The sequence below is a fragment of the Ruegeria sp. CDSA141 genome, assembly GCF_059612005.1.
This window is the reverse complement of the sequence record NZ_JBXWPT010000012.1, coordinates 48,398-60,790: the sequence shown is the minus strand read 5'-3', so window position 1 is coordinate 60,790 and position 12,393 is coordinate 48,398. Positions and strand designations below refer to the sequence as shown.

Sequence of the window (12,393 nt, the reverse complement as noted above, 5' to 3'; positions counted from 1 at the left end):
TCGTTGACTCTGCGCCTTTCGCGCCTTAGCACCATGCCCAAGACTGTACGAGGGAAACGCCCGTGACCGATGATGACCAAAAGCAGCGGATGGCGCAGCTGGAGGCCAAGATCGAGGCGGCGAAAAAGGCCAAGGCGCCAAAACCTCGTGCGGACGCTGACGTGTCCGGGGGCGAGCTTGCCTGGAGGATGGTCATTGAAATGGTTTCCGGTCTCGGGATCGGATTTGGCATCGGATACGGGCTGGACAGCCTGCTCGGGACGATCCCGATCTTTCTGGTGCTGTTCACATTGCTGGGCCTTGTCGCGGGCGTGAAGGTTATGCTCCGCAGCGCGAAAGAGGTTCAAGATAAACAAACGGCGGCATCGGCGGCCGAGAAGGACGAGAGGGACTGAACGTGGCAACTGAGACCACCGCAGCAGAAGGCAGCAGCCTGGTATTCCACCCGATGGATCAGTTCATCGTCAAGCCGCTGTTCGGCGACGGTGCGATAGGCATGTTCACGGTCACCAACGTGACTCTGTGGTTGTTCTTTGCAGTGCTGGCCGTGACAGCTCTGCTGGTTCTGCCCACATCTAAACGTGCCATTGTGCCGACGCGTATGCAGTCGGTGGCGGAACTGGCCTATGGCTTCATCTACAAGATGCTGGAAGACATTTGCGGCAAGGAAGGCGTCAAGTACTTCCCTTATGTCATGACTCTGTTCATGTTCATCGTGACCGCGAACTTCCTGGGTCTGATCCCGACCTCGTTCACCACGACATCGCATTTCGCCGTGACCATCCCGCTGGCGCTGGCCGTGTTCCTGACCGTGACCATTTTGGGCTTCGTCAAGAACGGCGCCGGGTTCCTGGGTTTGTTCTGGGTGTCCAGCGCGCCGTTGGCGCTGCGCCCGATCCTGGCAATCATCGAGCTGATCTCGTACTTCGTGCGTCCCGTCAGCCACTCCATTCGTCTTGCGGGTAACGTCATGGCGGGCCACGCGGTGATCAAGGTTTTCGCAGGCTTCGCCGCGATTGCCGTGATTTCGCCCGTGTCGGTTCTAGCGATCACCGCAATGTACGGCCTTGAGGTCCTGGTGGCCTTCATTCAGGCCTACGTATTCACCATTCTGACCTGTGTATACCTGAAGGATGCGTTGCATCCGTCGCACTAAGGTCCGATACCCAAACATCGAAACTTCCAATTCGTAAGGAGAAACATCATGGAAGGCGATCTCGCACACATCGGCGCAGGCCTGGCAGCAATCGGTTCCGGCGCAGCCGCAATCGGGGTGGGCAACGTAGCAGGCAACTTCCTGGCCGGCGCCCTGCGCAACCCTTCGGCGGCTGCTTCGCAGACAGCAACCCTGTTCATCGGTATCGCATTCGCAGAAGCCCTGGGGATCTTCGCATTCCTGGTCTCGCTGCTGCTGATGTTCGCCGTCTAATCTGCGGAACCTGATCCTTACGCGCAGGTGGGCCCAAGCCATAGCGGCCCATCTGTTGTAAAGACAACGTTCCGACGGAGGACATCATGGCGACTGAACCCATTTCAGAAGAAGTAGTTGGCTCGTGCGTCGACTCGCATGGCTCTGCCATCGGGATGCCACAGCTCTGCTTCGATTGGTTCCCCAACCAGATTTTCTGGCTGGTCATTACGCTGGTCGTCATCTTTCTGGTCCTGTCCCGCGTGGCCCTGCCGCGCATCGCGGCAATCCTGGCGGAACGTCAGGGGACCATTACAAATGACCTGGCTGCGGCCGAAGATCTGAAGGCCAAAGCGGTCGAGGCCGAAGAGGCCTATAACAAGGCGCTGGCCGATGCCCGTGCCGAAGCGCAGCGGATCGCTGCCGAAGCACGCGCCGAAATCCAGTCTGGTCTGGATGTCGCGATTGCAAAGGCGGACGCGGAAATCGCTGCAAAGGCTGCTGAATCGGAAAAGGCGATTGCCGAAATCCGTGTCTGTGCGCTGGAAAGCATTCAGGTGGTTGCCAAGGATACGGCGGCTGAACTGGTAATTGCGCTGGGCGGCGAAGCGGAAGCTGATGCTATTGCCAGTGCTGTTGACGCGCAGACGAAAGGATAAGTGACATGCGGAACACTCTTGCTCTTGTCCTGACCGTTGGTGCAGCCAGCCCGGCCTTTGCCGCAAGCGGCCCGTTTTTCTCGCTTGGCAATACCGACTTTGTCGTCCTTCTGGGCTTCATCGTCTTCATCGCGGTCCTGTTCTACTTCAAGGTCCCCGGTATGATCGGCGGTGCGCTGGACAACCGTGCCGAAGGCATCAAATCCGAACTGGACGAAGCCCGTGCGCTGCATGAAGAAGCACGCACTTTGCTGGCCTCTTACGAGCGCAAGCAGCGTGAAGTTCAGGGGCAGGCAGATGCGATTGTTGCAGCAGCGAAGGAAGACGCGGCTTTGGCAGCAGAACAGGCGAAAGTTGACTTGGAAAAGTCGATCGAGCGTCGTCTTGCGGCTGCTCAGGACCAGATCGCTTCGGCTGAAGCATCTGCAGTGAAGGAAGTGCGTGATCAGGCCGTTTCGGTTGCGGTTTCCGCGGCAAGCTCGGTTCTGGCGAAGCAAATGACCGCAGCGCAGGCCAACAAGCTGATCGATGCATCGATTGCAGATGTAGGTGCCAAGCTGCACTGAAGGGTGACCCCGACAGACAAATGAAACAGACGACCCGAGAGCTTTTGGCTGTCGGGTCTTTTGTTTTTGGCCCGCTTCTGTTTCTGTTGTTCGAAACACTCCGAATCCTACGACCTGCCGGGGATCAGGTTGATAGGAGCGCTCCGCTGGGGGCGTGACAATAGCAGGGAAAGACAGGCGGTGTCAGGCAACGCAGTTTCGATGAATATTGTCGGCGTCGTCCGAAATGGCGGGTCGGCGCTGATCGACACGATCAACAGGATCGAAAACCTGTCCGCGCAGTTGCGCCGGTTCACTGTCACCATTGCGACGAACGACAACACGGACGGTACGGATCAAGTGTTGTCCGACTATGCGGGTCAAAGCAGGCATGTCGATATCATGCGACTGGATGGTCTAGCGTCAGAATTGCCAAACCGGGTCGAGCGCATCACGGCGGCCAGGAACGCAGTTCTCAAAAAACTCGAGGACCAAGACAGGGACTTGGAGTTGACACTGGTGTTGGATATGGATGGTCCGAATACATGCCTGGATGCTCAGGCAGTTCTGGCAGCAGCGCAGCGGGTCGCTCCGTTGTGGGAAGGTGTTTTCGCCAACCCCAAACCAGCGTATGACGATATCTACGCGCTGCGATGCCCTGGCTGGTGTGATGAAGACGTGTGGCAACGCATTCAAAGCACGCGCAGGCCGCTGTTCGGGCGTCGTAAATGGCGCCGGTCTGTTATGAAGTCCGCTGTTTTTGACCGCCAGTTTCACATTCCTGCCGATACGCCCCTGATCCCGGTCGACAGCGCTTTCGGAGGTGCCGGGTTGTATAAATCCCGCGCGCTGCGGGGATTGCGCTATTCTTGCCGGGACGAAAAAGGCCAACAAGTGTGCGAACATGTTGTGCTGCACAAACATCTGAGGGATCGCGGTGCAAGGCTGTTCATCGACCCGGCCCTGACAACACTGGCCGCTGAGGACCGTCTGGGAGAAGGCAGCGGGGCTCCGTTTCCCCGACATCTGCTTCCAGTCGCGTCAGGCGCCGCCTAGTCCAGGCCTTGCCCTGCTCTGTCTGAATTATCAGGACGGCCCTTAGGTCCGCCCGATTTCGTGTTGCAGCCTTTGTTGCGCAATAGCTTCGTTCCGATCGGTCTTTTGTTGGTCCGCCATACAGCGTTCCACAAAGTCCAAATGGCATTCAATTGCATTTCGTGCAGCCAAAGGATCACGCTGTTGCAGAGCCACATTGATGGCGCGGTGCTGATCCAGGATGGCCTCGCGGGTGGCGCGCTGACGGAACATGGTCTGGCGATTGTAGAACACCCCCTGCACCAGCAGGTCATACATCGACCGCATCATATGCAGCATCACCACATTGTGGCTGGCCTCGATGATGGCCATGTGGAATTCGGCATCCAGCTGCGCCTCGTCATTCGCAGCGTTTCGGTTGTGGGCCGCCTGCATCTTGTCAAAGATCGCTTGAACGACCTTAAGGTCGCTGTCTGATCCCATCCGCGCGGCCCGTTCGGCCGCCAGCCCTTCCATGTCACGGCGAAAGGACAGATAGTCGAATACGGCTTCCTCATGGCTGCCGAACAAACGGATCAGCGCAGGGGAAAAGGCAGAGCCCAGAACCTCGGCCACATAGATCCCGGATCCGGCTTTCGCGGTCAAAAGCCCCTGTTCCTGAAGTTCGGAAATTGCATCACGCAAGGACGGGCGCGAAACGCCCATGCGCTCTGCCAACTCTCGCTCTGATGGCAGGCGCTCTCCAGGGCGCAGGATGCCACGCAGGATCAGAAGCTCGATCTGGCGAACGACTGCGAGCGACAGTTTTTCCGTCTGAACTTTGTGAAAAGGCATCTCATCTTCCGAAATTGGTCAATTCATTTGACCATGGACGCCGGTGCTGTTCAAGAATCCCCGGTCACATCCGCCGAAAAATAAGGTCAGCAATATTGACTTTAATGTGAGAGGGCATAGGCTTCGCCGAATTGAGATCGGAGGAACCTCATGTCCCAAAACCCTTTGTTTGCCACCCGGGCCTCGCGGATGAAAGCGTCAGAGATTCGCGAACTGCTGAAGCTGCTCGACCAACCCGGCATCATTTCCTTTGCCGGTGGGATTCCTGATCCCGCCCTGTTTCCCGCCGATGCATTTGCACAGGCGTTTCAGCAGGCCCTGGGGCCGGATATGCAAGCGCAGGCGCTGCAATACTCGGTCAGCGAAGGCTATGTCCCATTACGGCAGTGGCTGGTGCAGCACATGCACGAAATCGGGGTGGAGTGTGACATCGACAACATCCTGATCACCTCGGGCTCACAGCAGGCGCTGGACTATCTGGGCAAGCTGTTCCTGTCCCCCGGCGATACGGCCCTGGTTGGGTGGCCCACTTATCTGGGTGCGCTGGCGGCATTCAACGCCTATGAGCCGCGCTTTGACCGGCTCAATGGCAACCAAGGGGCGGACGAATACAAGGCCGCAGCAGGCGAAGGCACTGTGAAGTTCGCCTATCTGTCAGCGGATTTTGCAAACCCGACAGGAGAAACCGTGGACTTGCAGGGCAGGGAGGCTCTGCTGGATCTGGCCGAGGAGCTGGATTGCGCGTTGATAGAGGACGGAGCCTATCAGGCTCTGCGCTACGACGGGGAACCGATCCCCCCCATACTGTCTTTGGAGCAGGCCCGCAAAGGGTCAATCGAGGACTGTCGGACGATCTATTGCGGCAGTTTCTCGAAAACGCTGTCGCCTGGTTTGCGCATGGGATGGGTCGTTGCGTCCAAGCCAGTCATTTCTCAGATGGTACTGCTGAAACAGGCAGCCGACCTTCATTCCGCGACCATTAACCAGATGGCCGTGCATCAGGTGGCGCAGGCCTGTTTTGACACTCATATTCCAAAAGTGCGCGAAGTCTATCGCAGCCGCCGTGATGTGATGCTGAACGCATTGGAGCAGCATATGCCGGACGGGGTGGATTGGACACGCCCTGAGGGTGGAATGTTCATCTGGGTCACGTTGCCCGAGGGGAGGATTGGCTCTGACCTGCTGGCGCGTGCGCTGGACACAGTCAAAGTAGCTTTTGTTCCGGGGCAGGCGTTTTTCCCGGATGGCAGCGGTGCAAACACGATCCGTCTCAGTTTTTCAAATTCCGACGAGGCGACGATCCGCGAAGGCATTCGCCGGCTGGGAGAGGTGCTGCGGGCCTGACGTTCGGAAAGGTTCTGTTAACCAAAATGCTGCAACTTTGCGGCATGATCCGGTTTCTCGCACCTCTGTTGCTGGCCGCCTGCGCCGCCGGCACTCCGCATTTTCGCGATGTTCCTGCCACTCGCGTGGCTGTGAATGGCAGTGTGTTCGATGTGCGCGTGCGCGGCGATCTGGCCGAGGCTGTGCGGATCAACGCACAATACGCCCCTCGGCTGGGTCCGGTTCGGGATCGGGCCGCGTTGGCGATGGCGCAGGTTTCTGGCTGTCCGATCCTGGATGTTTTGGGTGATGCGGCGGTCACGGTTGGTGTTCTGGGGTGTGATCGAGAGGCGGGCAAGCAATTGCTGCTGACAGCCGTCTCTACCCCGAACTACGAGTGCATCGACTATGGTGCCTATGAAAATGTCGGTGACGACTACGGTTACTGGGTCTTTGAATGCACCCCTTATTAAAACACGCGCATTCTTGCGCATTTAGGCAAGATGTTGTGGATAACTCAAATTGAAATCCCATATCCTGCGCAACTCCGTTGACTCAGACCCCATCCCTTGCGCAGACTTTCAATGCACAGGAATCATGGGACACGCAGCCATTGCGTTTCAGCAAGCTCAAACTGACCGGCTTCAAAAGCTTTGTTGATCCGACCGATCTGATCATCGCGGACGGGTTGACTGGTGTGGTGGGCCCGAACGGCTGCGGCAAGTCCAACCTTCTGGAAGCATTGCGCTGGGTGATGGGGGAAAACCGCCCCAAATCCATGCGCGGCGGCGCGATGGAAGACGTAATCTTTGCCGGTGCTGCCACACGTCCGGCGCGCAACTTTGCCGAAGTCGTTTTGACCTTGGACAACTCGGAGCGTCTGGCACCGTCGGGGTTCAACGACAGCGATCAACTGGAAATCGTACGCCGCATCACCCGCGATGTGGGCAGTGCCTACAAGACAAATGGCAAAGACGTTCGTGCGCGCGATGTGCAGATGCTGTTTGCCGATGCTTCGACCGGTGCGCATTCGCCCGCGTTGGTTGGACAGAACCGCATTGCCGAGTTGATCAACGCCAAGCCGCGCGCCCGTCGCCGTATTCTGGAAGAGGCCGCCGGGATCTCGGGCCTCTATCAGCGTCGCCATGAGGCCGAGCTGAAGCTGAAGGGCACCGAAGCCAACCTGACCCGCGTCGATGACGTGCTGGAGCAGTTGGGCGGACAACTGGCCCAGCTTGCGCGTCAGGCCCGTCAGGCGGCGCGCTATCGCGAAATTGGCGAACAGCTGCGTCAGGCCGAGGGGATGCTGCTTTATCGACGTTGGAAAGAGGCCGACATGGCCCGCCAGCAGGCCGAAGAAAAACTGCGTGAGCGGATCACCGAAGCCTCCCGTGCCGAGGCTGAAGCCCGCGCTGCTGCCGCGAAACGTGCCGAGATCGAGGAAACCCTGCCGCCGCTGCGCGAGGAAGAGGCCATTGCCGCCGCCGTGCTGCAACGCCAGCAGGTGCAGCGCGATCAATTGTCCGATCAGGAAACCCGCGCGCGTCAGACGATCGAAACATTGACCAACCGAATCCAGCAGCTGGGCAACGACATCGAACGCGAAGCCGGTCTGAACCGCGATGCGGGACAAATGATCGAACGGCTGGAATGGGAAGCGCGCGAGTTGGCCAAGGCAGCTGAAGGTCACGATGAGAAAGTGGCCGAGGCGGCGGAAATCGCCCGCGAGGCGGCCTCGATCCTACAGGAACGCGAAGACCACCTGTCGCAGCAAACCGAGGATATGGCCCGCCTAGTTGCCCGGCACCAGTCAGCCCAGCGTCTGGTCGAAGACAGTCGCAAGACGCTGGCCCGATCCGAGGGCGAAGAGGGAAAAGCCCGGCAGGCCGTGGACGAGGCGAAAACAGCCCTGATCCGCGCCAGCGAGGCGTTTGAAGAAGCCCAATTGGGCGAGGAAGAAGCCCGTGAAGCGGTCGAAGCCGCCGAAGAGGCTCTTGCCGCAGCGGATGAACTTCGCAACGAAACGCAAGGGCGCGAAGCCGAGGCCCGGGCGCGACGTTCCGAAGCGGAAGGCGAGCTTGGAGCGATCCGGGCCGAAACCACTGCTCTGGCCAAGCTGGTGGAACGCGACACAGCGGAAGGTGGTCAGGTGCTGGACCTGCTGCGCGTCGAACCCGGCTATGAAAAGGCTCTGGGTGCTGCTCTGGCTGACGATCTGCGCGCGCCGCTGGTTGAGGGCGACGGCCCGTCCGGCTGGGTGCAGGTGGCTGGATATGACAGCGACCAGCCATTGCCTGAAGGGGCTGAACCACTGGCGCTTCATGTCTCGGGGCCGGATCGTCTCAGCCGCCGAATTGCCCAGATCGGGTTGGTGGATGCGGATCAGGGCGCGCGGTTGCAGGCGTCGTTGAAACCCGGCCAGCGTCTGGTGTCCCGCTCGGGCGACCTGTGGCGCTGGGATGGATTCCGTGCCTGGGCCGAAGACGCGCCAAGTGCAGCTGCTCTGCGGTTGGAGCAGCTCAACAGGCTGGAAGCGCTGAAACAGGACCTTGCCCGTGCCGAAGCACAGGCTGACGGTGCCCGTGCCGCACATGAAGCACTGTCTCAGCAATTGGCGGATGTGACTGAGGCAGACCGACGTGCGCGTGAGGCCCGCCGTGCTGCTGATCAGCGCATGGCTGAAACCGCCCGTCTGCTCAGCCGGGCCGAAGCGGATCGCAATCTTGCACAAGGCAAGCTGGAAACCCTTGCTCTGGCCGTGGACCGTCACAAGGAAGATGCAATGTCGGCCCGTGCGCAACTGCGCGAGGCAGAAGCCTCTTTAAACGGCCTGGGCGACCTCGACAGCGCCCGTGCAGAAGTGGAAGACATCAAGCAGACCGTCGAGGCGGCGCGGATCACCATGCTGACCCACCGCTCGACCCATGACGAACTGCGCCGCGAAGGGGACGCCCGCACACGTCGTACCCAAGAGGTCACAAAGGATCTCAGTGGATGGCGCCACCGTTTGGAAACGGCTGAAAAGCGGATCTCGGAACTTGCCGAGCGCAAGGAAAGCTCGGAAGAAGAGCTGACCGAGGCCATGGCCGCGCCCAGCGAAATCGCCGAGGCGCGTGAGGAACTGAACGAACTGATCGCTGCCGCCGAGGCTCGGCGGGCCGAAGCAGCCGACAAATTGGCTGAAGCCGAGGCTCAGCAGCGTGAAATCGTTTTGGCCGAACGGGAAGCCGAGCGTCTGGCATCTGAAGCGCGCGAAAGCCGTGCCGCGGCCGAGGCCCGCTGTGACGCGGCCAAGGAAAGTGTTGTCGCGGCGGCCGAACGGATTGCCGAGGATCAGCAACTGACCCCGAACCAATTGCTGAACCAGCTGGACGTGAACCCCGACCAGATGCCAGCTGCGGACGTTCTGGAATCCGAAGTGAACCGTCACAAACGCCAGCGCGATGCGATGGGTGCGGTGAACCTGAGGGCCGAGGAAGACAGCAAGGAAGTTCAGGAAGAATTCGATACGCTCAGCAGCGAAAAAGCCGATCTGGAAGAGGCGATCAAGGCCCTGCGCAGCGGTATCGCCAGCCTCAACCGCGAAGGGCGCGAGCGTTTGCTGACCGCGTTTGAACAGGTGAATTCAAACTTCGCCATGTTGTTCAAGCATCTCTTTGGTGGTGGCGAGGCCAATCTTGTGATGGTCGAAAGTGACGACCCTCTGGACGCGGGCCTAGAGATCATGTGCCAGCCGCCTGGCAAGAAGCTCTCGACTCTCAGCCTGTTGTCGGGCGGTGAGCAGACCCTGACGGCGACCGCGCTGATCTTCGGCGTCTTCCTCGCCAATCCAGCACCGATCTGTGTGCTGGACGAGGTTGATGCACCACTGGACGATGCAAACGTGACGCGCTTCTGTGATCTGCTGGACGAGATGTGCCGCCAGACCGACACGCGCTTCCTGATCATCACCCACCATGCGGTGACTATGGCGCGTATGGATCGCCTGTTCGGTGTCACCATGCAGGAACAGGGTGTCAGTCAGCTGGTTTCGGTCGATCTGAAGAAGGCCGAACAGATGGTCGCGTGACCCCGTTCACTGCAAGTTTATGACGAGTGCGACTTTATCGCGCTAGTCTGGGCGCATGACGCGCTTTCTGATCTCTGCCCTCGTCGCCGCCAGCCCGGCCTTTGCCGCCGACTGGCCTGTCAAAACCGGGGATATTCCCCTGACAACCGCAGAGCTTGACGCTTTGGCAGGACAGACACTGACTTTCTACGACGACGGGCAAGCGAAATTCTCAGCGGGCGGGGCCTATTCCTACACATACGCGAGCGGAGATTCTGCTTTTGGTACCTATTCCATTGCTGAGGATGGCAGTGTCTGCATCGCCTACCGCACCGGGTTCAGCCGGTGCGATTTGTACGTGCGCAGCGGGGAAAGGTTGATCCTGATTGACGAAAAAGGCGACCGGTATCCGGTGCGTAGTGAATAAAATGATCTGAAATTTTTATATTTCCAGATCATTTGATAGACAAATACCACGAATCCAGATGATGTAAGGGAGGAAACCTGACAACCAAGGCGGTATCGTCCCGGAGAATCTTCTTTGATGTACGGGAAAAAAAATGTGCCGTTTTTTGGCTTGGGTTGGGCAGCAGCGATATCTGGACGAACTGGTCCTTGAGCAAGAACAATCGCTTGTTATTCAAAGCCGAAACGCATTGATTGGGAAAACACCGATAAACGCGGATGGGTTCGGTCTGGCATGGTATTCTGATCGTGAAACGCCGTGCTTTTACAAGGACACCCATCCAGCGTGGTCTGATGCCAATCTGAAGCAATTGGCGCATCACACGAAATCACGGCTGTTTCTGGCCCATGTACGGGCCTCGACGGGTACGGCGACCTCGCGCAACAACTGTCACCCCTTTGGCGTCGGCAGATGGAGCTTCATGCATAACGGTCAGGCCGGGGGTCATGAACGCATCCGGCAAGAGCTTGATACCATGATCCCGGCGCACCTGTACCAACATCGTATGGGCGCAACCGAGAGCGAGGCGATCTTTCTCATCGCCCATGGAGAGGGGCTGGACGCCGATCCTGTTGGTGCAATGGCCCGTGCGGTCGGTCGGGTCGAAGCCCTTTCCAGGCACCGCGGAGCATCACCCTATCTTCGGTTTGCCGCCTGCTGGTCGGACGGTAAACGGGTTTTTGCGGCCCGTTATGCCTCTGATCGGTTTGCACCCAGCTTGCATTACAAGGCCTGCAAAGACGGTATCATCATTTCGTCCGAGCCACTGGATGCCAATAATGAAGGATGGCTCGAGATACAGCCCAACACTGCAATCGAAACCGAGGGTGCAGTGGTGACGACGTGCGCCTTTGCACCCCACGTTTCGCAGGAACGGGAATGGGTCGCGTGAGCGTGGTTGCTGCTTAAAGCCGGTTTAGCAGATCCACTGTCGGCCATGCGTCGGCCGGCAGTCCAAGCCGCTTCTGTTCCGCCTGCACGGCCGCTCTGGTGCCAGCCCCAAGGATCCCGTCGACCTTGCCAACGTCATACCCTTTGGTCTGAAGCTTGCTTTGCAGTTGCTTCATCTGCGCCCCGTTCAGGCCTTGTGCGGGATTGCCGGCATCGTAAATCTGCGCCCCTTCCAGACGTGTACCGAAATAGGCGGCGGTCATTACATAAACAAAGCTCTGGTTCCATTCGAAATAGACGTCGAAGTTCGGATAGGCCAGAAAGGCCGGGCCGTTGTGCCCCTGTGGCAGGATCAGCGAGGCGGGCAGGTTCGCCAGCGACCCGCTGCGCGCCTGAACGCCCATGGCCTGCCAATCCGCCACCGAACGGGGCTTGCCGGGGCCGGATAGCGACCAATCCATCTGCGCGGGCACCGTGACCTCCTGTAGCCAGGGTTCGCCTGCTCGCCAGCCCAGATGCGACAGCATCTTGGCCCCGGACATCAGCGCATCGGGGGCCGAGGTTTTCAGACGGACATGCCCGTCGCCGTCACCATCGACACCGTTTTCCAGAATATCCCGCGGCAGCATCTGGACCATACCGATTTCACCCGCCCATGCGCCTGTTGTACGAGCCGGGTCGAAATCACCGTTCTGATATAGCTCGATAGCTGCAAAGATTTGGGGGCGGAACAGGTCGGGTCGACGGCAGTCATGGGCCAAAGTCGCCAGTGCGTTTCGGGTGTTGAAGTCGCCCTGAAACGATCCGTAATCGGTCTCGAACGCCCAGAAAGCCAGCAACACCCCACGCGAGATGCCGTATTCCCTCTTGATCCGGCCAAATACCGCATCGTATTTGCGCGACATCGCTTGCCCGCGTTCGATACGGTTGGCCGAGATCAGACGACGGGAAAACTCGATGAAGGGCTTCTGAAACACTCCCTGCGCCCGGTCGGCCTTCAGCACGGCGCCATCCTGCTGCACGCCTTTGAAAAAAGCGTTCACGGTGGATTTTTCAAAGCCTTGTTGTTTGGCCTCGGCCTTTAGCCCTTTGACAAAAGAATTGAAGTCACCGCCACATTGGGCCAAGGCAGGAGAGGCAAACAGGGCAGCGGCGATAAGGCCGGAAAGAAAACGCATGAAGGG

The 12,393-nt window shown here is 59.1% G+C and carries 13 protein-coding genes; 11 read left to right on the top strand and 2 right to left on the bottom strand.

The window, feature by feature from the left end; genetic code table 11:
- Positions 1–62 precede the first annotated feature (62 nt).
- The 6 genes from AC2FLP_RS16185 (at position 63) to AC2FLP_RS16160 (ending at position 3,668) form a co-directional block, all read left to right on the top strand.
- Positions 63–395, top strand: a complete 333-nt coding sequence (locus AC2FLP_RS16185; protein WP_117869900.1) for an AtpZ/AtpI family protein — start codon at positions 63–65, stop codon at positions 393–395.
- Between the two features lie 2 nt (positions 396–397).
- Positions 398–1,156, top strand: a complete 759-nt coding sequence (locus tag AC2FLP_RS16180) for a F0F1 ATP synthase subunit A (protein WP_117869899.1) — start codon at positions 398–400, stop codon at positions 1,154–1,156.
- A gap of 48 nt (positions 1,157–1,204) precedes the next feature.
- A complete protein-coding gene (locus AC2FLP_RS16175) occupies positions 1,205–1,429 on the top strand; it encodes a F0F1 ATP synthase subunit C (protein ID WP_005981269.1) in 225 nt (74 codons plus the stop codon).
- A gap of 86 nt (positions 1,430–1,515) precedes the next feature.
- A complete protein-coding gene (locus AC2FLP_RS16170; protein ID WP_496684962.1) occupies positions 1,516–2,067 on the top strand; it encodes a F0F1 ATP synthase subunit B' in 552 nt (183 codons plus the stop codon).
- 5 nt (positions 2,068–2,072) lie between these two features.
- Positions 2,073–2,633 (top strand): F0F1 ATP synthase subunit B, encoded by a 561-nt coding sequence (locus AC2FLP_RS16165; RefSeq protein WP_117869897.1) that lies wholly within the window; start codon positions 2,073–2,075, stop codon positions 2,631–2,633.
- Between the two features lie 180 nt (positions 2,634–2,813).
- The gene (locus AC2FLP_RS16160) at positions 2,814–3,668 is read left to right on the top strand and encodes a hypothetical protein (protein WP_496684964.1); all 855 of its coding nucleotides are present in this window, start codon (positions 2,814–2,816) and stop codon (positions 3,666–3,668) included.
- Positions 3,669–3,710: 42 nt separating this feature from the next.
- Here the strand turns inward: AC2FLP_RS16160 and AC2FLP_RS16155 are convergent, their stop codons facing one another.
- On the bottom strand, positions 3,711–4,481 hold the full coding sequence (locus tag AC2FLP_RS16155; RefSeq protein WP_299900449.1) for a FadR/GntR family transcriptional regulator: 771 nt from the start codon (positions 4,479–4,481) through the stop codon (positions 3,711–3,713).
- 150 nt (positions 4,482–4,631) lie between these two features.
- Between AC2FLP_RS16155 and AC2FLP_RS16150 the strand changes: the two genes are divergently transcribed.
- From AC2FLP_RS16150 to AC2FLP_RS16130, 5 genes are all read left to right on the top strand, one after another.
- Positions 4,632–5,825, top strand: coding sequence for an aminotransferase-like domain-containing protein (locus AC2FLP_RS16150; protein ID WP_117869894.1), 1,194 nt, complete (start codon positions 4,632–4,634; stop codon positions 5,823–5,825).
- Positions 5,826–5,869: 44 nt separating this feature from the next.
- Positions 5,870–6,277 (top strand): hypothetical protein, encoded by a 408-nt coding sequence (locus tag AC2FLP_RS16145; protein ID WP_496684967.1) that lies wholly within the window; start codon positions 5,870–5,872, stop codon positions 6,275–6,277.
- 140 nt (positions 6,278–6,417) lie between these two features.
- Positions 6,418–9,873 (top strand): chromosome segregation SMC family protein, encoded by a 3,456-nt coding sequence (locus AC2FLP_RS16140; RefSeq protein ID WP_299900455.1) that lies wholly within the window; start codon positions 6,418–6,420, stop codon positions 9,871–9,873.
- Positions 9,874–9,928: 55 nt separating this feature from the next.
- Entirely contained in the window at positions 9,929–10,279 is a 351-nt protein-coding gene (locus AC2FLP_RS16135; RefSeq protein WP_117869893.1) for a hypothetical protein, read from the top strand.
- Between the two features lie 133 nt (positions 10,280–10,412).
- Entirely contained in the window at positions 10,413–11,210 is a 798-nt protein-coding gene (locus AC2FLP_RS16130) for a class II glutamine amidotransferase (protein WP_496684969.1), read from the top strand.
- Between the two features lie 13 nt (positions 11,211–11,223).
- Here the strand turns inward: AC2FLP_RS16130 and AC2FLP_RS16125 are convergent, their stop codons facing one another.
- On the bottom strand, positions 11,224–12,387 hold the full coding sequence (locus tag AC2FLP_RS16125) for a lytic murein transglycosylase (RefSeq protein WP_299900461.1): 1,164 nt from the start codon (positions 12,385–12,387) through the stop codon (positions 11,224–11,226).
- Positions 12,388–12,393: the final 6 nt, after the last annotated feature.